The sequence below is a fragment of the Methylococcus mesophilus genome (assembly GCF_026247885.1).
GTDB classification, from domain to species: Bacteria; Pseudomonadota; Gammaproteobacteria; order Methylococcales; family Methylococcaceae; genus Methylococcus; species Methylococcus mesophilus.
Map to the genome: position 1 here is coordinate 2,376,652 of NZ_CP110921.1, position 21,051 is coordinate 2,397,702.

Below are 21,051 nucleotides of genomic sequence, written 5' to 3' on the forward strand. Positions count from 1 at the left end.
CGTCCGATACATCTTGGGGCTTAATGAGCCGCAAGCGCCTTCTCGCCAACATGTCCCGTTTCCTCCGGTAGAGACCAAGTCCCAGGGTTAGGCTCGTGGCCGCTGGCGATAAACATGTTTCCGATCTCGAAGATGAGATCGCGGGTGCCCCGATAGCCGACGATGGTCTGGTGCGCCGCGCCCAGCCGGTCGAACATCGGGATGCCGATGCGGTAGAACGGGATCGCCAGCCGTTCCGCCGCCTGCCGGCCGTGTGAATGCGTCACCAGCAGATCGCAGTCGGCGGCGCGCTTTTCCAGGTCTTCCAGGTCGCCTATCAGCACTTCCGCCGTGGCGATGCGCTCCAGCAACGGCGATTCGGTGGTGGTCACCGCCGCGGCAACCTCGGCGCCGAGTTCGCGGAACCAGCCGCTCAGCGTCCACAAGAGATCCGGCTCGGCGCCGATGGCGATGCGCTTGCCGCCGAAGTGGAAATGCCCGTCGAGCATGGCGTCCACCAGCTGGCTGCGCTGGCGCTTGATCTTGTTCGGCACCGGCCGGCCGCTCAAACCCGCCAGCAGGGTAATGAATTCGTCATTGACTTCCAGTCCGGTGAGCCGGTCGAACAGGGTGTACGGGACGCCGGTCTTCTTCTCCATGGCCTCGGCGGCCGGCCGCATCTGCTCGCCCACCGCGATGGTGTGGCGCGAGAGCCCCATGGCGGCGATCTCTTCCAGCCCGATCCCGCCGATGGTGGTCGGGGTGAAATCGTCGGGCACGTGGCCGTCCAGCGAACCCGAGAGATCGGGCAGGATCACCGGCTCCATGCCGAAGGCCTCGATCAGGTCACGCAGCTCGTCCAGATCGCCCGGCGTCACGTGGGCGCCCGGCAACAGGTTGACCTTGGCCGGATCGCGTACCGCGTCCGCCGGCACCGGCTCGACCAGCTGCTCGATCATCCGGGTCACGGTCTTGGCCCAGCCGTCCTGGAACGCATCCTTGAAATCCGGGGTCGAGACGTAGACCAGGGCGATGTGATCCAGCTCGGGATGCTTTTCGCGGATCAGCTTGAGGTAGCCATCGACGTCGTCGCCCTTGGTCTCGGTCACCCCGGTGGAGGAGATGCCGATGATCGAGGGCTTCTGCCGGTTGGCGATGGTGACGATCGCCTGCTCGACGTTCTCCAGCCCGCCCAGCACGGTAGCGACCTCGCTCATGGCGGTGGTCTGCAGCGGTATGGCTTCCTTGAAATGGCGCACGAACAGCACCAGGCCGAACGAGGTGCAGCCCTGCGAGCCGTGGAACAGCGGCATGCAGTTCTTGATGCCCATGAAGGCCAGCGCGCTGCCGATCGGCTGGCTCATCTTCAGCGGGTTGACCGCGCAAGCCTTCTGGGTATGGGTGACTTTAGCCATGGAACCGCCTCAAGCCGCCTGCTTGGCCGGTTCGTTGACCGAGCCCGGGCGCCAGTCTTCGATGCTGTCGAGGATGCCGGCGATCGTTCCGGTGCAACCGGTGCAGCCGCTGCCAGCGTGGGTGCGCTCGGTAACAGCCTCGACGCTGTCCAGCCCGTGTTCGAGGATGGCATCCTCGATGGCGCCCCGGTCCACTGCCTTGCACTTGCAGATGCGGGCGGAACGGCGCTGCGCCTTGGCCAGCTCCGGATCGGCGGCCAGGGCGGCGGCTTCGGCGGCGATAGCCGCATCGGCCCGCTCTTCCCAGGTGGTTTCCTCCCAGGGCGCGCGCTTCCTCACCTGCTCCCACACGGGGTTGGCCAGGGCCTTGTCGATTTCCTTGACCAGTTCGACCATGCCCACATAGCCCATGTAGGCGTGATGGCGCTCCTGGTTGATGTCCAGCCAGGGCATCTTGGCCTTGAGGGCGATGAACTGGGAGCGCCCGCCCGACAGCATGATGTCGGCCTTGGCATCCTTCAGCATCTTGTACATTTCGCGCGGGCTCATATCGTCGATCATATGCGCATCCTCGCCCATGAGTTCCTTGATGCGCTCCTTGTCTTCCTTGGTCGATTTCTTGACGCTGGTGCCGACCAGTTCGAGCCCGGCCTCCTGCAGCGCAGCGACCACCGACCAGGATTTCACACCGCCGGTGATGAGCAACACCTTCTTGCCCGCCAGGCGCTGTTTGTAGGGTTCGATGCCAGCCCAGGCGCGCGCTTCTTCGCGGGCGATCAGGGCTTCGGTGCGCTCCATCAGTTCGGCCGGCGCGCCGCGCTCGATCAGGAATTGGGAGATTTCGCGCAGCGCGTCGCTGGTGTCCTCGATGCCGTAGAACGATCCTTCGAAGAAGGGGATGCCGTAGCGCTCCTCCATCTTGCGGGCAATGTTGATCATGGATTTGGAGCAGACCATCATCGCCGCCTTGGCGCGATGCGAACAGGCCACGTCATGGTATTTGGCGTCACCCGAGATGCAGCACAGGATGCGGATGCCCAACTCGTCCAACAGCGGCTTGACCTGCCACAGTTCGCCGGACAGGTTGTACTCCCCGATGATGTTGATGTCGTAGGGCGTGGTGTATTCGGGTTCCTCAGTGCCGATGACGTGGTCGAGGATCGCCTCGCCGGCCAGCTTGTTGCCGAGATTCTTGGGGCCGACGAAGCCGGGCGAATTGACCGGGATCACCGGCTTGCCGAATTTCTTCGACGCCGCCTTGCAGACCGCGTCGATGTCGTCGCCGATCATCGCCGGCACGCAGGTCTGGTAGACGAAGACTGCGGGGGGATCGTATTTCTCGATGATTTCCTTCACCGACTTGTACAGCCGCTTCTCGCCGCCGAACACCACGTCGGTTTCGTTGATGTCGGTAGTGAAGCCGGTGCGCCAGAGATTGGAGCCGGACGATTTCGAGCCGCGGTTATCCCAGGAATTGCCCTCGCAGGCGATGGGGCCGTGCACCAGATGGGCCACGTCGGTGATCGGCTGCAGAGCGATCTTGGCGCCGTCGAAGGCGCAACCGCCGGCGGCCCCGCCCGGCTGGAGTTGCTTGGTGCAGCCCTTCTTGCGCTCCTTCTCGGACTTGCCCTGGTTCTTGCCGCAACCGGGCTCGTTGAAAACGTCCTGAATCTTGCTCGATACGCTGCTCATACCCCACCTCCACGACTACGCATATCCGGGTCATGCAGAGGCCGTGCCACAAGCTCATTCGATTGATATAGAACGTTTTTCCCGGCATGGAACGCAATTCATCCTGTAACCTTGCGAACAAACTGCGGGGCAAATGTAAGGAAGCACACAACACCGGAACTCGGGCACGCCAAGTGCGTCAAATTGACGTACAATCGCTCGAGTTCGTTAGAGAGACGCCACCATGACCACCGAATCCGCCCGCATCAACCTCCGCACCAGCCCCGAGGCAAAAGCCCTGATCGAACGCGCCGCCGCGATGATGGGCACCACCGTGTCCGGCTTCATGCTGCAGAACGCCTACGAGGCCGCGCGTCGGATCGTGGCCGACAACGATACCCTGCTGCTTTCCCAGCAGGCGTTCGAGGCTTTCGTCAGCGCCTGCGAAAATCCTGATGAACCGAACGAGGCGCTACGCGCTCTGATGGCGCGGCGCTGAATGGGCCGGCACATCGAATTGCTGGATCGGCGCCATCGCCGTGACGGTTTCGACTGTGGCCATGCCGCGCTCAACGATTTCCTCCTCCGGCACGCGGGCCAACTGCAGCGTCGAGGCTTCGGGAAAACCTATGTCGCGCTGGCCGGAAACAGCTTCGATGTCGTCGGATTTGTCACGGTAAGCGTGGGGCAAGTAGCGGCGCAAGCCCTGCCTGGCAGCCTGAAGCTACCCCGTCATCCCGCCCCCATCCTGCGGATCGGACGTCTTGCCGTCGATCGAAGGGAACAGGACAACGGGTACGGCCAGGATTTGCTTGCCTTCGCTCTTCACTTGGCGCTGGAATTTTCGGTCCGTGTCGGCTTGTATGCCGTCGTGGTGGACGCCAAAGACGACAAGACGGCGGGGTTTTATCGGCGACTGGGCTTCGTGCCGACGCGGGACGATGCCTTGTGCCTGTTTCTGCCCTTGTCCTCGCTGGCGAAAGCGAAGGCGCAGCAGGACCTCGTCTCCGGCGCGGGCATTGAAGAACAATCGGCGAAGCGATAATCCCCTGCGGCGGGGAACGCCGGCGGCTCTGTCCGCCGGCGGTGTTACCGGATGAATCCAGCTCCGCACATCAGACGACGCCGGGCTCACCGCTGAATTTGACCAGGATATCCTCGTCCCGGACGATGTACTGGCAGGCCAGGCGATAGCGCGGCGGCTTGTCGTTGACGACCGCTTCTTCGATCTCCGCCTTGGAGAGCTTTCCCGCCGCCACCAGGGTGGCACGCTCCTTCTCGGTGAGATCCTGCGCCATGAAGGGCTTGTCCGACAGCGACACCACTTCCATCACACAGGAACCGCAGTTGCCGTCCTCGCACTCGAAGGGCAGCGGAATCTTGTTTTTTTGCGCCACCTTCAGGAGGGTGTCCGTGTCGCCGGCCACCGCGTAGACGGTCACGTCCTTCGGCAAAAGCGGGGAGGAAAAAGTCACGTTAGCCATGTTGTTGTCCTTGATTGACCAGTTTGAAAGAAAACCGAGCTGCCTGGGTGAATCCGGTGCTCGCCAATCAGTTTATCGGAAATAACCATACTTTTCGTGACGTATTTGCACCCTCTCGCGCAGCCATTGCGCTGCCCTGCCGGAAACCGGCCAGGGCAGCGCAATGGCTTGCGAACCGACCTTTTCCGGCCTGCCGCGCTGATGAAGGGGGCACCAGCGCGGACAGGAGGAAAAGACCTACGTGCCGCGAATCAGCGAATGATGTCGAAGCTGTAGTCGGTTTTGGCGGGAATGTTGGTGTTGGCATCGATCGCATCGAACATGCGATCAAGGATCCAGACCAGAACATTCAGGCCGCCCTGATAGCCCCACACCGGGTAGCGGTGCTTGTGGTGGCGATCGAAGATCGGGAAGCCGATGCGGATCAGCGGGGTACCGGTGTCGCGCTCCAGGTACTTGCCGTAGGTGTTGCCGATCAGGAAGTCGACCGGATCGGTGAACAGCAGCGAGCGCATATGCCACAGATCCTTGCCCGGATAGACCTTGCAGTTCTTGCCGAACGGCGAGGAGTCGAACAGTTCCTGCATCTTCTTTTCCCAGGCCTTGCCGCCGTTGGTGGCGAGGACGTGGGTCGGCTCCGCACCGAGTTCCAGCAGGAATTCCGCCAGGCCGTAGCACAGGTCGGGATCGCCGTAGATGGCGAACTTCTGGCCGTGGATATGGGCAGTGGAGTCCGCGATGGCGTCCACCAGACGGCCGCGCTCCTTCTCCAGCTCGGCCGGGATCGCCTTGCCGGTCAGGCGCGAAATTTCCATCAGGAACTTGTCTGTCCCCCTCACGCCGATCGGATGATTGAGAGCGACGACTTCCTGACCGTGCTCGGCGATGAACGGCAGCGTCTTCTCCGTGCAGAATTCCTGCATCGAGATGGTGGCCTTGGCGTGCAGCGAATCGGCCGCCTGCTCCAGGGTGGTGCCGCCGTCGTACATGCGGAACTCACCGTCGGTCGGGGTGTCCCATACGTCACTGTTGTCGCCGATGATGGTGTAGTCAATGCCGAACAGGCCGAAAATGCGCTTGATTTCGCGCAGGTTGCCCACGGTGTAGCCATCGAAACCGCCGAGGAAGTTGATTGAATCGTTCGGCTGGCGCACCAGCGGCTCGACGGTGCCGGATTTGCCGTCCCAGAAGTGCTGCAGGATGCCCTTCATGACGTTGTCGTAGCCGGTGATGTGGCTGCCAACGAAGGCCGGAGTATGGGCGAAAGGCACGTCGTATTCGGCAGGGATGCTGCCCTTTTCCTTGGAGGTCTTGATGAACGCGTTCAAGTCGTCGCCGATCACTTCCGCCATACAGGTGGTGGAGACCGCAATCATCTTCGGCTTGTACATGTTGTAGGTGTTCGCCAGGCCGTCGATCATGTTGTTCAGGCCGCCGAAAACCGCCGCATCTTCCGTCATCGACGAAGACACACAGGACGTCGGCTCCTTGAAGTGGCGGCTGAAGTGCGAACGGTAGTAAGCCACACAACCCTGCGAGCCATGAACGAAGGGAATGGTGCCTTCGAAGCCGACAGCTGCAAACACCGCGCCCAGCGGCTGGCAAGCCTTGGCGGGGTTTACGACCAACGCTTCACGGGCAAAGTTCTTTGCCTGGTATTCCTCGGTCTTGGCCCATTCGCGCACCTCTTCGACCTGCTGGTCGGGGGGCATGAATTCAAACTCTTTTCTCTTGTTCTCGAACAGATTGACGTATTCCGGTTCGCGGAACAGGTTGAAATGATCGAGAACCTTTTCTGCATTCTGACTCATGGCTTAACTCCTAAAAACGTCGGTTGGTAGGGTGCGCCCACCGGGCGCACCTTTGGAGCCTTGAACACGGTGCGCCAGGCGCACCCTACTGACCTTTCTCCGGCTGCGGCTTAGGCAGCGCTCTTCCACGGGGCTTTGGTCAAACCCCAGACCGGGTTATTGATGGCCATGTCCATGTCCCTGGCGAAAATGGCGAAGCCGTCATAACCGTGGTAAGGGCCGGAATAGTCCCAGGAATGCATCTGCCGGAACGGTACGCCCATCTTCTGGAACACATACTTTTCCTTGATGCCGGAACCGACCAGGTCAGGCTGCACGGACTCGACGAACTTCTCGAACTCGTAGCCCGTGACGTCGTCGTAGATCAGCGTGCCGTCTTTGACGTAGTGCGTGGTGCGCTGGTAGTCGTCGTTATGGCCGAACTCGTAACCGGTGCCGACGATTTCCATGCCCAGATCCTCATAGGCGCCGATCACATGACGGGGACGCAGGCCGCCCACGTACAGCATGACCTTCTTGCCTTCCAGGCGCGGACGGTACTTGTCGATCACCGCCTGCATGAGAGGCTGGTACTTGGCGATGACGGCTTCTGCCTTTTCCTTGATGCTGTCGTCGAAGAAGCTGGCGATCTTCCGCAGCGATTCGGCGATCTTGGTCGGACCGAAGAAGTTGTACTCCACCCACGGCACCCCATACTTCTCTTCCAGGTGGCGGGAGATGTAGTTCATCGAACGGTAGCAGTGCAGCACGTTCAGCTTGGCCTTCGGGGTGTTCTCCAGTTCGGCCAGCGAACCGTCGCCGGACCACTGGGCAATCACGCGCAGCCCCATTTCTTCCAGCAGGATGCGGGAAGACCAGGCATCGCCGCCGATGTTGTAGTCGCCGATGATGGCCACATCGTAAGGCGTAGTCTGGAACTCGGGGTGCTTATCGCCGGCCTTGTCAAAGATCCAGTCGCGTACCGCGTCGTTGGCGATGTGGTGGCCCAAGGACTGGGACACACCGCGGAAACCTTCGCAACGCACGGGAACGATGGTATGGCCGTTGTATTCCTTGTTCTTTTTCTTGGAGACGGCTTCGATGTCGTCGCCAATCAAGCCGATCGGGCATTCCGACTGAACGGTGATGCCGTGATTCAGCGGGAACAGCTCCTGGATTTCGTCGATGATCTTTTCCAGCTTCTTGTCGCCGCCGAAGACGATGTCCTTCTCCTGGAAGTCGGAGGTGAACTGCATGGTGACGAAGGTATCGATGCCGGTGGTGCCGATGTAATAGTTGCGGCGCGACGCCCAGGAGTACTGGCCGCAGCCGACCGGACCGTGGCTGATGTGAATCATGTCTTTGATCGGACCCCAGACCACGCCCTTGGAACCAGCATAGGCGCAGCCGCGGATGGTCATGACGCCGGGGACCGACTTGATGTTGGACTTGACCCCGCAGTCGGGCTTGCCTTCTTCGAAGGTGCCAAGATGTTTGGCTCGGCGCTTGGCCGTCTTGTCGGGGTAAACCTCAAGAACCTCCTTGATGAGATCCTTGTTTCTCTGCTTGACTTGCTCAACTGTGAGGCTCATTTTCAGCTCCTGATTGAGTTAGTGAAAAACGACCGGAAGGCCAAGAGGCGGTGTGCGGCGTTAAAAGCCCGCACACCGCCGTGCCGCCAGTCTCCTTACGCCGCCAGCTCGGCTGCGGTTTTGCCGACCTGCGACTCGTCGACCTGCTTCATGATGCCGTGCTCCATCAGCAGATCTTCCAGCTCGTCCATGGTGATCGGGGTCGGGATGGTGCCGTTGCCCTTGTTGGCGTGGACCTTCTTAGCCAGCTCACGATACTCGTTGGCCTGCTTGGATTCCGGTGCGTACTCGAGTACGGTCATGCGACGCAGCTCGGCGTGCTGCACGATGTTGTCACGCGGCACGAAGTGGATCAGGGTGGTGCCGAGCTTTTTGGCCAAAGACTCAGCCAGCTCGTATTCCTTGTCGGTCTGGCGCTCGTTGCAGACCAGCCCGCCCAGACGCACGCCGCCGGAATTGGCGTACTTCAGAATGCCCTTGGAGATGTTGTTGGCCGCGTACATGGCCATCATTTCGCCGGACATGACGATGTAGATTTCCTGCGCCTTGTTCTCGCGGATCGGCATGGCGAAACCGCCGCAGACCACGTCGCCGAGCACGTCGTAAGAGACGTAGTCGACACCGTCATAAGCGCCTTCTTCTTCCAGGAAGTTGATGGAGGTGATCACACCGCGGCCGGCGCAGCCGACGCCCGGCTCCGGACCACCGGACTCCACGCAACGGATGTCGCGGTAGCCGACCTTCATGACATCGTCCAGCTCCAGGTCCTCGACGCTGCCGGCATCGGCGGCCAGGGACAGAATGGTGTCCTGGGCTTTCGAGTGCAGAATCAAACGGGTGGAGTCGGCCTTCGGGTCGCAGCCGACGATCAGGATCTTCTGACCCATTTCAGCCAGAGCGGCCAGGGTGTTCTGAGAGGTGGTGGACTTGCCGATACCGCCCTTACCGTAGAAAGCAATTTGTCTCAAATCTGACATGGTATTTCTCCGAAATAGGATGATCGATGCTTCATGGCCAGCAGCATTCCACCGAACTCACGCTCGGCTTACCGCGGAGCAGGGCGCTTTCTTTTTCTTATTCTTGTCGCCACCACTTTTGCGGCAGTGAACACTGCACGCTTATCTCCGATGCAACCGGTGTGCCACACCTAAAATAAAAACATAATGGCTTGAAATATCTGGGGTTTAACCCCATTAGAAAGCTCCACACCGACCAGGGTGGGATGTCCACAACACTACAAAACCGCACTGCTTGTAGGGAACAACACAAGCTGCCGTTCGCCCGCGACGCCGCCGCCCTTAGACTCAACCCGTTGAAAATGCTGCTGGCGTGCTTAGCCGCACGAATCGTGCCCGTGCCGGCACATCGATTGCTTAGATTTGAGTGAAGGTCTCCATACTTCACCGGGGCGTCGACGGCCCCGGTGAAGTTCTAAGGAGAACTCGCGCAACCGCCGACAGAACCGGCAACCTTTAATAGGAGAAGCCCATGCAGATAGGCGTCGATAGTGAAAGAGCAGTAGACGACCGACGTGTCTTCGTCGTCGACGACGATGAAATCACCAGCGCCGCGCTGCAGTTCATGCTGCACGACGAGATCGAAACCCATGAGCTGAGCAGCCTCGAAGCCGCCTATGCCAAGGCCGTGGACTGGAAGCCCGCGGTACTGCTGCTGGGGTTGGGCATCGTCAAGGCCCGGGGCATCGAGGTGCTGGAAGAAATTCGCGCCCGGCTGGAGGACATCAAGATCATCGTGGTGACCGAGACCGCGACCGATCCCCTGGCGCAGCAATGCCTCAAGCAGGGTGCGAACTCCCTGCTGGCCAAACCCCTGACCATCGAAAAGGCGCGTCAGAAGGTGGACATGCAACTTGGCCGCAAGGTCAATCTGGCCATCCCCGTCGTCGTCACCTGACCGGAGTCGCCGGATCGAACTGCCGCACGGTTCTGGGCAGTTCGTTGCCTGTTGCGCGCCGTTTTAATGCAATAACGTCGATTTTTCGCAAACCAACATTTTAGGAGCGTCATGACCACCATTAGCGAAACCCCCTTCGCCTCCCTGGAAAACGAAAACCGGCTGTTGAGCCCGGTCTTCAAAGGCGCCACCGCCCAGCCGGGTGTCTTCGGCTTCCGCGGGATGATCGCCTTGAAGTTCGCCCAGCAATTGAGCGACGAGGCTCGCCCGCCTGAAATCAAGTTCGACCAGGTGATGACCGTGGCGAAAGCCGGCGAATCCACCATCCCCTTCTTGGCGGGGGTGGCGCTGTCGCTGGAATATCTGGATCTGCTGCTGGACGTCCTGGGCGACAAGCTGTCCCCCACCGGCAAGTATTTCTTCTTTGCCGGCAACCTGGACATTTCCAAGCGCTACCAGATCACCCACCGCGGCGCCACGTTCTGGGTGCTGCCGTTGGACGAGGCGACCGTCTACAACGAACTGCTGGAGCTGTTCCGCATCGAAAAGAACGACCTGAAGAAGCTCGATACCGCCGGCAAACTGGTTGCCGTCGCGGATGCCGCGGCCAGCTTCGACGAGAAGTTCGACGTGATCAGCTTCGAGGAGGGCCTGAAGATCATGGGCCCGATCCGGATTCCGGACAACCGCCCGGTCTAATCCTTCAAATGGAACGCCGTCCGTAGACGGCGTTCCCCTGCCCGGTAGGGATCAACCATGTACACCAAAGCCTGTGACGAAAGCGAACTGAAGGAAGGCAAGTACGAGGTGGTGGCGGTCAACCGCACACTGATGCTGGTGGTATGGCCAACCGGCGCCCAGCCTCGTGCCTTTCAGGGCATGTGTCCCCATGCCCGCGAACCGCTGGCGGATGCCCGTTTCGACGGCAAGATACTGACCTGCGCGCACCACGACTGGGAATTCGACAGCAACGGCGCCTGCATCAAGGGCAAGCACTGCACCCTGGCCGAATATCCCCTGAAGATCGAAAACGGCGAGGTCCTGATCGACACCGACGGGGTTTCCGCCAATTATTTGAATTAGACGAAAGCGGCCTCGGCACGACTTTCGCGTATCGACTACACCTAACCCCTAAAGGAGTAAACCATGACCTACCAAGTCATCAAATCGGCACTGAAATTATGCACCGGCGCGCGCAAAAGCAGCGGCGAACCCTGCAACGGCACGCTGTACACCTGCAAGGCTTGCGGCGCCACAGGATGCAAACAGTCGCGCGATGATCTTTGTTCGGACCAAGCCTTCAACGTGCTCGAACATTGTCTGAAATGCGGTGCGATCGGCCAGATCGAACCCGTCGCCGCCGGCGATTACCGCCCGCAACAGGCTTGGCTGAACTGAAGCCGACGTGGCCCAGATACACTTCTACGAAAAACCCGGCTGCGCCAACAACACGCGGCAGAAGCAGATGCTCCGGGAGGCCGGCCACGAATTGGTCGTGCACGACCTCCTGGAGACGCCTTGGCGCGCCGAGGAGTTGCGCGCCTTCTTCGGCGAACGCCCGGTGACCGAATGGTTCAACCGGGCCGCCCCCCGGATCAAATCGGGCGAGATCGTGCCGGAAGATCTGGATGACGCCGCCGCTCTGGCGCTCATGCTGGACGATCATTTGCTGATCCGGCGCCCGCTCATGCAGGTAGGCGACCTTCGGAGCGTTGGCTTCGACGCCGATAAGGTCCATGCCTGGATCGGCCTGAATCCCGACGAAGAGGCCGCCCGAGCCGATCTGGAAAGCTGCCGCCGGCCGCATCATTGCCCGTCCCCTAAGGATTCCGCCGACCGATGAACGGCAACGCCGAAACCGATCTGCAGCGCATACTGGCCTATCACGAACGCACCAAGCACCGGCTGGAGCGCTATGCCGCAGGACCGGAAACCCTGGACTGGAGCGCCCAGCCCGATCCCTTCCGGAGCTTCGCCGGCGCCGAACGCATCCCGTTACCCCTGACAGCCGACGCCCTCTCCGCCACTTATTCCGACCTGCACCGGCCCGGCGCACTCGTGCCCCAAGCGCTGACCCTCGAATCGGTCGCGCTGCTGCTGGAACTGTCCCTGGCTTTGTCGGCCTGGAAGGAATACGGGCCCGACCGCTGGTCGCTGCGCTGCAATCCGTCCAGCGGCAACCTGCACCCCACCGAGGGCTATGTGGTCTGCCGTAATGTGGAGGGGCTGGAGGACGGCGTCTACCATTACTTCAGCCGCGAGCATGCACTGGAACGGCGGGCGCAGCCTGTGGAAACCAATGCAGGCGGCGGCCCGCCCTGCCTGTTCATCGGCCTCAGCTCGATCCACTGGCGGGAGGCTTGGAAGTACGGCGAGCGCGCCTTCCGCTACTGCCAGCTCGACACCGGCCACGCCATCGGCGCCCTGCGCTATGCCGCGGCCGCGCTGGGCTGGGGCCTGCGCTTGGTGAACAGCGCGGGGACCGGAGAGATCGCCAGCCTGCTGGGACTGGACCGCACCGCCAATTTTATCGGCGCGGAAGCCGAAGAAGCCGAGCTGCTATTGGAAGTGACAGCCGCTTCGGGGACGGTGTCCTCTCTCCCCTTATTCGGCGACCTGGACTGGACCGGCACCGCCAATGTGCTCGATTCGCACCCCATGTACCACTGGCCGGTGATCGACGAAGTGGCCGCAGCCAGCCGCTGCCCCGGCGGGGCGCAGCCGGCCCCGCCCACCGCGGTTTACCCGCCCCGCTCCGGTTTGCCCACCGTCACCGCCTCGACGCTGATCCGCCAGCGCCGCAGCGCCCAGCGCTTCGACCGGAACTTCGAATGGGAAGCGGACGAATGCTATGCCTTGCTAGACGCCCTGCTCGCCCGCGAATGCGCACCCTGGGATGTCTGGAATTCCGCACCGGCCCTGCATCCGGTGCTGTTCGTCCACCGGATCAAAGGCTTAGCCCCCGGTTTGTATGCCCTGCCGCGCACCGCATCCGCCGAATCGAAGCTGCGCTCCGCGTTGCGGCAGGATTTCGCCTGGACCCAACCCGAAGGCTGTCCCGCCCATTTGCCACTGTTCCTGCTGGCGGAGGGCGGCTGCATGGCCGCGGCCCGCACCATCGACTGCCATCAGGCCATCGCCGCCGATAGCGCCTTCGCCTTGGGGATGCTGGCGGAATTCGAAGACACCTTGAACACGGCCCCTTGGCGCTATCGCCGGCTCTATTGGGAGGCAGGACTCCTGGGCCAGGCGCTCTATCTGGAAGCCGAGGCCCGCGGCCTGCGCGGCACCGGCATCGGCTGTTATTTCGACGACGCCTTCCACGAACTGCTGGGGCTGTCCGGGAAGGCTTTCCAGTCGCTGTACCACTTCACCGTAGGCAAACCGCTGAGCGACCCGCGGATCACGACCGAGGCGCCCTACGTCCGAACCCCAGCCTGAACGCCCCCGGCGCGGCTTCGGCGGCTCATCCCGAGCGGATCGGGCCGGCCGCTACCTGCCGCCGAAATTGAAGATCGGCTCGGGGCGCAAGGTTTTGCTGAATATCGACACACCGTCGAGGTCCTTGAAGTCCACCGTGAGGCTCTGATCCGCCCGGTTGATGTTGACCTCGCCGAAGAACTGCAGGCCGGCGTAGGGCGACAGGTTGACCTGCCCTGCCGGCGGGGCCTTGTAGAACACGACCTGGGGACCGAAGGTGCCGTCGGTGCTGTTGGGGCCGAAGGTGCCCGCGTTGAGCGGGCCGGACACGAACTCCCAGAACGGTGCAAAATCCTTGCTGGCGGCCTGTGCCGGGTCGTAATAGTGCGCCGCGGCGTAATGCACGTCGGCGGTCAGCCACACGATGTTCTTGATGCGCTGCTTCTTGACGAAACTGAGCAGGCGGGCGATCTCCAGTTCGCGCCCGGCGGCGGGGCCGTCGTTGCCGTTGGCGATCGCCTCCCACCTGGCGCGGCCCTGGGCGTCGGTGCCGTCCCCGATGTTCAATCCGATCGGCATGTCGGCCGCGATGATTTTCCATGTCGCCTTCGAATTCTTCAGCCCCTGTTCCAGCCATTGGACCTGGGCCTCGCCCAGGAATGCAGTCTCCAGCCCTTCCTGGTTCTGCAGGTTATAGGTATTCGGGCCCCGATAATTGCGCATGTCGAGGACGAAGACATCGAGCAGCGGACCATAGGAAATCTGTCGATACACCCGCTCGGACTCCTCCGTTGGGTAGGGGCGCATCGGCGCATACTCGTGGAAAGCCTCCGACGCCCGGGCCACCAGGAGCGGAACATCTTTCACCGTATATCGGGAATCGGCGCTCAGATCCTTGGCGTCGGACCAGTTATTGACGACTTCGTGGTCGTCCCATTGCCAGATCTGCGGAACCTCGGCATTGAACCGGCGAACGTTGTCGTCGAGCAGATTGTATTTGTAGCGTCCGCGGAATTCGTCCAGGGTTTCGGCAACCTTGGCGACTTCCGGAGTGACGATATTGGTCCAGACCTGGCCGTTCTCGGCGGTCACCTCCGGCTTGATGATGCCGTCGGAATAGACGTTGTCCCCGCTGTGGATGAAGAACTGCGGCTTGACCTGGCGCATAGCCTCGTAGATTTTCATCCCGCCGAACGATGGGTTGATGCCCCATCCCTGGCCGGCGGTATCGCCGCCCCACACGAAACGGATGTCGTCACGCTTGCCGATGGTATGGAAATGGCCGGTCACGGGTTCGCTCTGACCGCGGGCATTGGTGAGATCTTCGAACCACACCTTCACATAGACGTCCTTACCGGCAGGCAGCCCGACCAGATCCTGGCGAGCGGTATAGTCGGTACCTTCCATGGCATAGGGACCGCGAATGACCTTTGAATCGGCAAAGTCGGAGCTGAAGGCGTATTCGACCATCATGCGCGCAGGACGGTCCGACCGACTCCAGATCACCGCCTTGCCAGGGGCCAGATCGCCGATCTGAATGCCCTGCTCCACCTGCGGAACGGTATTCTCGGCGTTGACGGAGGCGCAGGCGGCCAGCGCCAGAATGAGGCCGGGAATGAGCGCTTGAACGGAATTTTTTCGGCTCCCGGATCGGAAGGCGGTATGCGGGTGAGACGCTGCGGCAGTGATCATGGGACTCCTCGCGGGGGGTTGATCGAAGCGAGGAACCATAAGCCCGAATTAAGTCAGAGCCATGGCCGGCCAATGACGATTCGGTGACGGACTGGCCAAGGCGGACTGCCTGCCCGGCTAAACAGCCCCGGACGGAGCGGCCCGTCCGGGGCCTTGCCCGTCAATGGGCCTGAACGCCACTGTGCACGTTGACGCCGGTCTTCGGCTGTACCCAGGCGAATTCCGCATCCGGCTTGGAAGCCGAAATCGCCTGTTCCTTCATCAGCCTGTCCGCCAGCATTGCCAGGCACTCCTCCAGGCTCTGGTTCGGATCGTTGTCCGGATCCTCGAAGCGGTCCAGGGAAATTTCCGGCCCCTCCTCGTCGTCTTCCAGCATGTAGATCAGGAACAGCTCTTCCTTGCCCGTACGCCCGTGAATCGTGGCCCTGAACCTTTCCCCGCGATACCAAAATTCGCCAACCATGTTGTTCTCCTCGCTCCTCAGCGTGTACCAGTTGCTCCGGACACCCGGACCGGATGCCCTCAGCACAATTTTACTACAAAAAGTATGGTTATTAGCCGGCGGTGCCGATATCATGTGGATTTGCTGGAAAATTTTTGCGGAGGCGAAGAAGCGAATGGCGGGCGCAGGCAGCGGCGATTTCGGACCTTTGTCCTTCTTCAAGGCTCAGCACCGAGCCTTTGCCGAAACGCTGAAGCAACGGCAGGGAACCGAAGGCCTCGTCGACGGCCTGCTGCTCCAGGCCTGGGACAGCTTCGACCGCAACGTCGACATCCAGGCGGAAGGGAAGCCCCCGCTGGCCTGCCACAAAGGCTGTGCGACCTGCTGCACGCTGCGGGTCACCGCCACGGCGCCCGAAGTGCTGATGATCGGCCGCTACGTCCGCTGGAGCAACGGCAGATTCAAATCCATCGGCATCGACCTCCCCGCCCGCATCGCCGACGCCGATGCCCAGACGCGCGGACTGGACGAGGCGCAGCGGGTCATGCTGCGGCTCCGCTGCCCCTATATCGAGAATGGCGTCTGCCTGATCTACCAGGTCCGCCCCCTGGCCTGCCGCGGCCATGCCTCCTACGACGTGCGCGCCTGCGTCGAAGCCGCCGCCGGCCGCGCCGACGAGATTCCCTATTCGGAACCCCATATGGTTGTGCGCAGCCTGGTTCAGCACGCTATGCAATCCTCCCTGCGCGACGCGGGGATGGCATTCGGCGTCTATGAACTCAATCACGCCCTCTGCATTGCCCTGCAGAACGAAAACTGCTGCACCGAGTGGCTATCCGGCGCGGATGTTTTCGCGCCGGCAGCCGTCACCGAAGTGGGTTCCGACGAAATGGCTCGCCTGTTCGACGCAATCCTGGCAAGCTGAGAGAGCGGAACCGGACCCGCTGGGCACGTTCAGGCGCAGCCTCAGGCCGCCTGCCTCGCGGCTTCGTCACCCAGCAACTGCCGCACGAAGTCCTCAAGGGGCATTTCGATCCGGCGAATGTTCTGCTCTTCCAGGAAGCGGGCTTCGTTGCGGGTCGGTTCGTCCGGCAGCACCGCCCAGTGCAGATCGGACGAGCGCTTCATGATCTGCCGGGCATAGGTCCGCTCCAACTGGTTGCGGAAGCGGCAGCCCAGGAACAGGAAGTGGCGTCCGCTGCGGATCTGCTTCACGGGTTCCGGAATCGGCGTCTGAATGTCGATTTCCGTCAGCACTTCGACGTAATCCGAATCGGACAGGATGAAGTTGGCGGCCGGCGCGATGCTGCCCAGCGGTTTGTACAGCAGCAGCTTCCAGTTCGCCGCCTCGGATTCCTCCGCCGGACTGCCATCGGCATGGAAATAATGCACCCATTCGCTGAAATGCTCGGCCCGGCTCACGCCCTGGACCTGCCCGAAATCGGACCGCCCCTCCAACGCCGCCGCCATGCTGGCGTCGTACCAGGCATCGACGATCAACGGCAACGGCAGCCCCGCCAGATACCGGTGCAGCCCGGTGGGCTCCGGCGCCGCGGCGAAAGCCTCCTTGAGCAGGCCGACCAGGGTCTTGCGATGCTTGAAGTTTTCGATGTACTGGCCCGCCGCGGTGAGATTCTTGCGGATCTTGTGGGGCACGGTCACCTTCGCGGTGATCAGCTCCACCAGGGTTTCCGGAGCGCTGGGTACGGTGCTGCCGCCGTCCAGGCCCAGCACGCCGGGACCGAGATAAGGAATGACCTGGCCGCCGGCCAGCGCCGCTTGAATCTCTGTGGGAATCGTTGCCGTCATTGGTATTTACCCCGCTGATGAAATGGCGGCCTTGAGCTCATCCACTTGCGGACGCGGCAGGCGGAACATGCCGCGTCCGCCGGCCAAGGCCTGGTAGCTGTTGGAAGTCTGGTTGCTCAGATAGTTGAACCAGGTCTGAGCCTCGACGCCCTGCGGACGCTCGCCGATTTCCATGACCGTCCCATTGGGAGCGAAGCGGACATGGATCAAGGATTCGATTTTCTCTGTGGTCGTCATGGTGGTTGTCCTCTGTTCTTAGGTTAGCAACTCGATGGTGATCTCACGGGAGCCCAGGACCGCCTGGCAGGACAGCCTGGATAGGGTTTCCGTACCTCTTATGTTTTCGAGCTTTTCCCGCTCGTCGGGGCGGATCTTGGACAAGCCGCGTCCGCCGTTTCGCACCAGCACGTGACATTCCCCGCAACGGGCATGTCCGCCGCATTTGTGGACGATCGCATCGCCCGTCAGCAGCACCGCGTCGAGCAGGCGGCTGCCGCTGCTGATTCGCACCGTCTTGCCCGAGGGCAGGACGGTCACGCAGACCTTCGGGTTCCGCCGTATTCCGGTACGCAGATAACCGGACATCGCTTCTAAGCTCACAGATAGATCGCGGCCCCGGCGCCCACGTTGATGGACGAGTCCTTGGCGGTCTGCACGATGAAACCGATCTGGTCTTCGGTGAGGTGGCAATGGAACGGCAGGGCAATGGCCCGGTCCGCCAGCTTTTCCGTCACGAAGAACTGGCCCTTGCGGTAGCCCAGGTCGACGTAATGGCGCTGGGTATGCAGGGGCGAACAAAAAGCCACCGATTCCACTTCCGCCGTCGCCAGATCCTGGATCACCACGTCGCGGCTGGAGCGGGTGAAGCGGGTGCCCAGATGTACCAGGTAGACCATCCAGTGCAGCTCGTCGACTTCCGGCGCCTGGTAGGCCGGCTTGATACCTTCAAAAGACTGCATGAAGGCGTCGTAATAAGCTTCGACGTCTTTGCGGCGCTCGAGGATCCCGTCCAGCCGCTCCAGTTGGGCCAGTCCGAGGGCCGCATTGATGTCGCTCATCTCCGCCCGGTACGGCGGCAGGTCACCCAGCACCACCGACTTACGCTCGTCCAGGCGGCGGTTGCGGAAGCCCCGCAGGCGGACCGCCAGCTCGCGGTCGTCGGTCACGACCATGCCGCCCTCGCCGGTGGTCAGGGCACTGGGCTGGGTGAAATCGAAGATCGAACAGTCGCCGAAGCTGCCGACCAGCTTGCCCTGATAGCGTGAGCCGATGGCCTCGCTGGAATCCTCGATCAGTATCAGGCCGCGCTCATCGGCCAGCGCACGGAGCTGCGCCCACAGCGCCGGATGGCCGTTGACGTTGCAGGCGACGATGGCCTTGGTCTGCGGCGTGACCGCCGCCGCGGCCTTGTCGGGCACGATGGTGCAGGTCCAGTAGTCGATGTCCACGAACACCGGCTTCGCTCCGGCCAGCGCGATGGCGTGGGCGTTTTCGCGGAAGCCGAAGGGCGAAGCGATAACCTCGTCCCCCGACCCGATGCCGTAGGCTCGAAGTGCCAGCAGCAGCCCCATCGTGGCGCTGCTCACCGCCACAGCGTATTGCCGCCCGAGATAGTCGGCGAAGGCCGCCTCGAAGTCCTCGACCACCGGCCCGCCGGACAGGCCGGGCGATTTCAGCACTTCCTCGACCGCCTCCAGCTCGCCGAGACTCATGTCCGGATCGGAAAACAGGATGCTCGGCTGCCCGCTCATTTCGCCGCTCCCTTGGGTTTCTCGGCCAGGATCAAACCGGTAGCCCGGCTTAGATCGCTAGTCACGTGGGCGCAATGATCGGCGGCATCGAGCAAATACAGGTTGAACCGGGCCGTCTCGAGTACCGGGGTTTCGGTATCGATATCGCCGACGTCGCAACGGGTGATGGACAGGCCGGGAAAAGCCTGGCGCAAGGCGGAGACATGCTCCACCGCCGTGGCCTCGCTACCGAGCTGGCCGCGAATCTGCTCGAGCGCTTCCGTCGTGAGCGCCATGATCAGTCGTCGCCTCCGGCGAGCTTCTTGGCATCGACCGTGATCGGCAAAGTCGTCCCCTCCGCCATTTCCGGCAGAGCGAGTTGCCAGCCGTTGGCCAGAGTCACCGTGCCGCCCCACAGATCGGCTTTTTCCTGGGAGACGATCGGCTCCTCCAGGTCTTTCTTGGGGACGTAGGCGGACAGTTCGCCGGCGGCATTTCTACGGATCATTACCTTCATGAAGACTCCAGGTCACGGTTGAAAAATCGATCGATCAATTCTTTTCGGATATCGCGGACGCTGAACTCAGGCCGCCTCCGCCACCATAGTCCGCACGATATCCGGCAGCAATTCGCACACGGCGTCCACTTCGGCCTCGGTGGTGTAGCGGCTCAGCGAGAACCGGATCGTGGCCAGCGCCCCTTCGGCGCCCAGCCCCATCGCGGTCAGCACATGGGAGGGCTCGGTGCCGCCGGCGCTACAAGCCGCACCGGCGGAGGCGCAAATCCCGGCGCGGTCCAGTTTGTCCAGCACCAGTTCCGCTTCGACGGCGCCGAGGTTGAAACTGGACGTCCCGGCCACCCGAGGCGCGCCGCCGCCGTTGACCGAAGCGCCCGGCAACGCCGTCAGCAGCCGGGTTTCCAGGCGGTCGCGCAGGCGGGCGACGCCGTCGCCGCCGGTCGCCAAGTACCCCTGCGCCAGTTCCGCAGCCGCGCCCAAACCGACGATACCCGGCACATTCTCGGTGCTACCGCGGCGTCCGCGCTCCTGGTGGCCGAACAGCAGCGGGGGCAGCTTGCGTCCCTTGCGCACGAACAGCGCACCGATGCCCTTGGGGCCGTGCAGCTTGTGTCCGGAGAGGGACAGGAAATCCAGCGGAATCTGGCTCAGGTCGATCGGCAGCTTGCCGACGGCCTGCACGGCGTCGCAATGGAACAGTACGCCCCGGCTCGCCGCCAGCGCCGCCGCCTCTTCGATGGGAAACACTACGCCGGTTTCGTTATTGGCCCACATCAGGCTCAGCAGGGCGGTGCCGGGCGTGATCGCGGCATCCAGCAATGCCGGATCGAGCAAACCATGGCCGTCGACCGGCAGCCTGACCACCTCGAGCCCCAGCGCTTCGAGATGCGCCAGCAGCAGCAAGGTAGCGGGATGCTCCACCGCGCTGGTCACCACCCGGCGCTTGTCCGGCGCCAAGGCCAGAGCGCCCAGAATGGCCTGATGGATGGATTCGGTCCCGCCGCTGGTGAACACAATCTCCGCCGGCGAGACGCCCAGCAGGGACGCCACTTTCCCACGCGCGGCGATGGCCTCCATCTTGGCGGCCTCGCCCAGATGATGCTTGCTGGACGGATTGCCGTAATGCGCCTTGAGACAGGCCGTCATCGCTTCCACGCATTCCGGCGCAGGCGGCGTCGTGGCATTGTTGTCCAGGTAAATCGAGGTCTCGCTCATTGCCAGAACCGCCTTTTCGGGTCTTCGTTCAGGAGCGCCAGGATCTGCTGTAGAGACTGGTATTCGCCGTGCATGATCCAATGTCCGATCTCATGATCCTTATGGTACAGCCACCAGCAGCCTCTGTTCGGTTTGAACTCCAGCCGGGCGATGTCGATGACGCCGCCGTTGGGATCGATGTTGCGCGAGCAGCACGAACTCTGGATCAGATAGCCGTCCTCGGTCGGATGCACCTCGGGGGTGACGTAGCGGTAACGCTTGCGGTCCTTGATGGAACGCTCGATACGTTTGCGGTCCAGTTCGTTGGGTTGAGGATTCGCCGCGCTGATGCCGCCCATGACGCCGCCTCCGTACCCGATGACCCGGCCCACCGCCGCCATC

25 protein-coding genes are annotated in these 21,051 nt (G+C 62.3%); 9 read left to right on the forward strand and 16 right to left on the reverse strand.

The annotated features are described in order from the left end of the window. Positions 1 to 20: 20 nt before the first annotated feature. Positions 21 to 1,394 (reverse strand): nitrogenase iron-molybdenum cofactor biosynthesis protein NifN, encoded by a 1,374-nt coding sequence (nifN, locus tag OOT43_RS11160; protein ID WP_266020654.1) that lies wholly within the window; start codon positions 1,392 to 1,394, stop codon positions 21 to 23. Between the two features lie 9 nt (positions 1,395 to 1,403). Continuing rightward, a complete protein-coding gene (nifE, locus tag OOT43_RS11165) occupies positions 1,404 to 3,086 on the reverse strand; it encodes a nitrogenase iron-molybdenum cofactor biosynthesis protein NifE (protein ID WP_266020655.1) in 1,683 nt (560 codons plus the stop codon). A 223-nt stretch (positions 3,087 to 3,309) separates the two neighbouring features. Between nifE and OOT43_RS11170 the strand changes: the two genes are divergently transcribed. Together OOT43_RS11170 and OOT43_RS11175 are read left to right on the forward strand one after the other, a co-directional pair. Further along, positions 3,310 to 3,564, forward strand: coding sequence for a type II toxin-antitoxin system TacA family antitoxin (locus OOT43_RS11170; protein WP_266020656.1), 255 nt, complete (start codon positions 3,310 to 3,312; stop codon positions 3,562 to 3,564). Continuing rightward, positions 3,565 to 4,110 (forward strand): GNAT family N-acetyltransferase, encoded by a 546-nt coding sequence (locus tag OOT43_RS11175; protein WP_266020658.1) that lies wholly within the window; start codon positions 3,565 to 3,567, stop codon positions 4,108 to 4,110. It begins immediately after the preceding gene. 70 nt (positions 4,111 to 4,180) lie between these two features. On the opposite strand, the gene OOT43_RS11180 is transcribed toward OOT43_RS11175, so the two are convergent. From OOT43_RS11180 to nifH, 4 genes are all read right to left on the reverse strand, one after another. Then, a complete protein-coding gene (locus tag OOT43_RS11180) occupies positions 4,181 to 4,549 on the reverse strand; it encodes a 2Fe-2S iron-sulfur cluster-binding protein (protein ID WP_266020659.1) in 369 nt (122 codons plus the stop codon). A gap of 251 nt (positions 4,550 to 4,800) precedes the next feature. After that, entirely contained in the window at positions 4,801 to 6,360 is a 1,560-nt protein-coding gene (nifK, locus tag OOT43_RS11185) for a nitrogenase molybdenum-iron protein subunit beta (protein WP_266020660.1), read from the reverse strand. A gap of 110 nt (positions 6,361 to 6,470) precedes the next feature. Continuing rightward, a complete protein-coding gene (gene nifD, locus OOT43_RS11190; RefSeq protein WP_266020661.1) occupies positions 6,471 to 7,931 on the reverse strand; it encodes a nitrogenase molybdenum-iron protein alpha chain in 1,461 nt (486 codons plus the stop codon). A 95-nt stretch (positions 7,932 to 8,026) separates the two neighbouring features. Then, positions 8,027 to 8,908, reverse strand: coding sequence for a nitrogenase iron protein (gene nifH, locus OOT43_RS11195; protein WP_266020662.1), 882 nt, complete (start codon positions 8,906 to 8,908; stop codon positions 8,027 to 8,029). A 511-nt stretch (positions 8,909 to 9,419) separates the two neighbouring features. On the opposite strand from nifH, the gene OOT43_RS11200 reads away from it, so the two are divergent. The 6 genes from OOT43_RS11200 (at position 9,420) to OOT43_RS11225 (ending at position 13,286) form a co-directional block, all read left to right on the forward strand. Continuing rightward, a complete protein-coding gene (locus OOT43_RS11200) occupies positions 9,420 to 9,845 on the forward strand; it encodes a response regulator (RefSeq protein WP_266020663.1) in 426 nt (141 codons plus the stop codon). Positions 9,846 to 9,956: 111 nt separating this feature from the next. After that, positions 9,957 to 10,544 carry a hypothetical protein gene (locus OOT43_RS11205; RefSeq protein ID WP_266020664.1) on the forward strand — a complete coding sequence of 196 codons (588 nt, stop codon included), beginning with the start codon at positions 9,957 to 9,959 and terminating at the stop codon, positions 10,542 to 10,544. 57 nt (positions 10,545 to 10,601) lie between these two features. After that, the gene (locus OOT43_RS11210) at positions 10,602 to 10,928 is read left to right on the forward strand and encodes a Rieske 2Fe-2S domain-containing protein (RefSeq protein ID WP_266020665.1); all 327 of its coding nucleotides are present in this window, start codon (positions 10,602 to 10,604) and stop codon (positions 10,926 to 10,928) included. 63 nt (positions 10,929 to 10,991) lie between these two features. Then, entirely contained in the window at positions 10,992 to 11,243 is a 252-nt protein-coding gene (locus OOT43_RS11215; protein WP_266020666.1) for a hypothetical protein, read from the forward strand. 7 nt (positions 11,244 to 11,250) lie between these two features. Beyond that, a complete protein-coding gene (locus OOT43_RS11220; RefSeq protein WP_266020667.1) occupies positions 11,251 to 11,688 on the forward strand; it encodes an ArsC/Spx/MgsR family protein in 438 nt (145 codons plus the stop codon). Continuing rightward, the gene (locus tag OOT43_RS11225) at positions 11,685 to 13,286 is read left to right on the forward strand and encodes a SagB/ThcOx family dehydrogenase (RefSeq protein ID WP_266020668.1); all 1,602 of its coding nucleotides are present in this window, start codon (positions 11,685 to 11,687) and stop codon (positions 13,284 to 13,286) included. The genes OOT43_RS11220 and OOT43_RS11225 overlap by 4 nt, the downstream gene beginning before the upstream one ends. Before the next feature lie 51 nt (positions 13,287 to 13,337). On the opposite strand, the gene OOT43_RS11230 is transcribed toward OOT43_RS11225, so the two are convergent. Both OOT43_RS11230 and OOT43_RS11235 read right to left on the reverse strand, forming a co-directional pair. Further along, on the reverse strand, positions 13,338 to 14,957 hold the full coding sequence (locus tag OOT43_RS11230) for an alkaline phosphatase D family protein (RefSeq protein ID WP_266020669.1): 1,620 nt from the start codon (positions 14,955 to 14,957) through the stop codon (positions 13,338 to 13,340). A gap of 160 nt (positions 14,958 to 15,117) precedes the next feature. Then, positions 15,118 to 15,420, reverse strand: a complete 303-nt coding sequence (locus OOT43_RS11235; protein ID WP_266020671.1) for a hypothetical protein — start codon at positions 15,418 to 15,420, stop codon at positions 15,118 to 15,120. Positions 15,421 to 15,574: 154 nt separating this feature from the next. On the opposite strand from OOT43_RS11235, the gene OOT43_RS11240 reads away from it, so the two are divergent. Then, positions 15,575 to 16,324, forward strand: coding sequence for a YkgJ family cysteine cluster protein (locus OOT43_RS11240; protein WP_266020672.1), 750 nt, complete (start codon positions 15,575 to 15,577; stop codon positions 16,322 to 16,324). A 41-nt stretch (positions 16,325 to 16,365) separates the two neighbouring features. On the opposite strand, the gene OOT43_RS11245 is transcribed toward OOT43_RS11240, so the two are convergent. The 8 genes from OOT43_RS11245 to OOT43_RS11280 form a co-directional block, all read right to left on the reverse strand. Further along, positions 16,366 to 17,208 carry an SIR2 family NAD-dependent protein deacylase gene (locus tag OOT43_RS11245; RefSeq protein ID WP_266020673.1) on the reverse strand — a complete coding sequence of 281 codons (843 nt, stop codon included), beginning with the start codon at positions 17,206 to 17,208 and terminating at the stop codon, positions 16,366 to 16,368. A 6-nt stretch (positions 17,209 to 17,214) separates the two neighbouring features. Then, complete coding sequence (locus tag OOT43_RS11250) at positions 17,215 to 17,445, reverse strand: hypothetical protein (RefSeq protein ID WP_266020674.1); 231 nt, start codon at positions 17,443 to 17,445, stop codon at positions 17,215 to 17,217. 18 nt (positions 17,446 to 17,463) lie between these two features. After that, positions 17,464 to 17,808 carry a 2Fe-2S iron-sulfur cluster-binding protein gene (locus OOT43_RS11255; protein ID WP_266020675.1) on the reverse strand — a complete coding sequence of 115 codons (345 nt, stop codon included), beginning with the start codon at positions 17,806 to 17,808 and terminating at the stop codon, positions 17,464 to 17,466. Next, positions 17,805 to 18,959 (reverse strand): DegT/DnrJ/EryC1/StrS family aminotransferase, encoded by a 1,155-nt coding sequence (locus OOT43_RS11260; RefSeq protein ID WP_266020676.1) that lies wholly within the window; start codon positions 18,957 to 18,959, stop codon positions 17,805 to 17,807. Before OOT43_RS11260 ends, OOT43_RS11255 begins: the two co-directional genes overlap by 4 nt. Beyond that, positions 18,956 to 19,234 carry a hypothetical protein gene (locus OOT43_RS11265; protein ID WP_266020677.1) on the reverse strand — a complete coding sequence of 93 codons (279 nt, stop codon included), beginning with the start codon at positions 19,232 to 19,234 and terminating at the stop codon, positions 18,956 to 18,958. The genes OOT43_RS11260 and OOT43_RS11265 overlap by 4 nt, the downstream gene beginning before the upstream one ends. Positions 19,235 to 19,236: 2 nt before the next feature. Then, positions 19,237 to 19,455, reverse strand: coding sequence for a putative nitrogen fixation protein NifT (gene nifT, locus OOT43_RS11270; protein WP_266020678.1), 219 nt, complete (start codon positions 19,453 to 19,455; stop codon positions 19,237 to 19,239). A gap of 66 nt (positions 19,456 to 19,521) precedes the next feature. Then, positions 19,522 to 20,670, reverse strand: a complete 1,149-nt coding sequence (locus tag OOT43_RS11275) for a cysteine desulfurase family protein (RefSeq protein ID WP_266020679.1) — start codon at positions 20,668 to 20,670, stop codon at positions 19,522 to 19,524. Continuing rightward, a complete protein-coding gene (locus OOT43_RS11280) occupies positions 20,667 to 21,008 on the reverse strand; it encodes a DUF3024 domain-containing protein (protein WP_266020680.1) in 342 nt (113 codons plus the stop codon). The genes OOT43_RS11275 and OOT43_RS11280 overlap by 4 nt, the downstream gene beginning before the upstream one ends. Positions 21,009 to 21,051: the final 43 nt, after the last annotated feature.

What these genes read in the sequence shown, in the direction of transcription:
- nifN (WP_266020654.1), bottom strand. Translation starts at nt 1,394, where the DNA reads ATGGCTAAAGTCACCCATACCCAGAAGGCTTGCGCGGTCAACCCGCTG.
- nifE (WP_266020655.1), bottom strand. Translation starts at nt 3,086, where the DNA reads ATGAGCAGCGTATCGAGCAAGATTCAGGACGTTTTCAACGAGCCCGGT.
- OOT43_RS11170 (WP_266020656.1), top strand. Translation starts at nt 3,310, where the DNA reads ATGACCACCGAATCCGCCCGCATCAACCTCCGCACCAGCCCCGAGGCA.
- OOT43_RS11175 (WP_266020658.1), top strand. Translation starts at nt 3,565, where the DNA reads ATGGGCCGGCACATCGAATTGCTGGATCGGCGCCATCGCCGTGACGGT.
- OOT43_RS11180 (WP_266020659.1), bottom strand. Translation starts at nt 4,549, where the DNA reads ATGGCTAACGTGACTTTTTCCTCCCCGCTTTTGCCGAAGGACGTGACC.
- nifK (WP_266020660.1), bottom strand. Translation starts at nt 6,360, where the DNA reads ATGAGTCAGAATGCAGAAAAGGTTCTCGATCATTTCAACCTGTTCCGC.
- nifD (WP_266020661.1), bottom strand. Translation starts at nt 7,931, where the DNA reads ATGAGCCTCACAGTTGAGCAAGTCAAGCAGAGAAACAAGGATCTCATC.
- nifH (WP_266020662.1), bottom strand. Translation starts at nt 8,908, where the DNA reads ATGTCAGATTTGAGACAAATTGCTTTCTACGGTAAGGGCGGTATCGGC.
- OOT43_RS11200 (WP_266020663.1), top strand. Translation starts at nt 9,420, where the DNA reads ATGCAGATAGGCGTCGATAGTGAAAGAGCAGTAGACGACCGACGTGTC.
- OOT43_RS11205 (WP_266020664.1), top strand. Translation starts at nt 9,957, where the DNA reads ATGACCACCATTAGCGAAACCCCCTTCGCCTCCCTGGAAAACGAAAAC.
- OOT43_RS11210 (WP_266020665.1), top strand. Translation starts at nt 10,602, where the DNA reads ATGTACACCAAAGCCTGTGACGAAAGCGAACTGAAGGAAGGCAAGTAC.
- OOT43_RS11215 (WP_266020666.1), top strand. Translation starts at nt 10,992, where the DNA reads ATGACCTACCAAGTCATCAAATCGGCACTGAAATTATGCACCGGCGCG.
- OOT43_RS11225 (WP_266020668.1), top strand. Translation starts at nt 11,685, where the DNA reads ATGAACGGCAACGCCGAAACCGATCTGCAGCGCATACTGGCCTATCAC.
- OOT43_RS11230 (WP_266020669.1), bottom strand. Translation starts at nt 14,957, where the DNA reads ATGATCACTGCCGCAGCGTCTCACCCGCATACCGCCTTCCGATCCGGG.
- OOT43_RS11235 (WP_266020671.1), bottom strand. Translation starts at nt 15,420, where the DNA reads ATGGTTGGCGAATTTTGGTATCGCGGGGAAAGGTTCAGGGCCACGATT.
- OOT43_RS11240 (WP_266020672.1), top strand. Translation starts at nt 15,575, where the DNA reads ATGGCGGGCGCAGGCAGCGGCGATTTCGGACCTTTGTCCTTCTTCAAG.
- OOT43_RS11245 (WP_266020673.1), bottom strand. Translation starts at nt 17,208, where the DNA reads ATGACGGCAACGATTCCCACAGAGATTCAAGCGGCGCTGGCCGGCGGC.
- OOT43_RS11250 (WP_266020674.1), bottom strand. Translation starts at nt 17,445, where the DNA reads ATGACGACCACAGAGAAAATCGAATCCTTGATCCATGTCCGCTTCGCT.
- OOT43_RS11260 (WP_266020676.1), bottom strand. Translation starts at nt 18,959, where the DNA reads ATGAGCGGGCAGCCGAGCATCCTGTTTTCCGATCCGGACATGAGTCTC.
- OOT43_RS11265 (WP_266020677.1), bottom strand. Translation starts at nt 19,234, where the DNA reads ATGGCGCTCACGACGGAAGCGCTCGAGCAGATTCGCGGCCAGCTCGGT.
- nifT (WP_266020678.1), bottom strand. Translation starts at nt 19,455, where the DNA reads ATGAAGGTAATGATCCGTAGAAATGCCGCCGGCGAACTGTCCGCCTAC.
- OOT43_RS11275 (WP_266020679.1), bottom strand. Translation starts at nt 20,670, where the DNA reads ATGAGCGAGACCTCGATTTACCTGGACAACAATGCCACGACGCCGCCT.
- OOT43_RS11280 (WP_266020680.1), bottom strand. Translation starts at nt 21,008, where the DNA reads ATGGGCGGCATCAGCGCGGCGAATCCTCAACCCAACGAACTGGACCGC.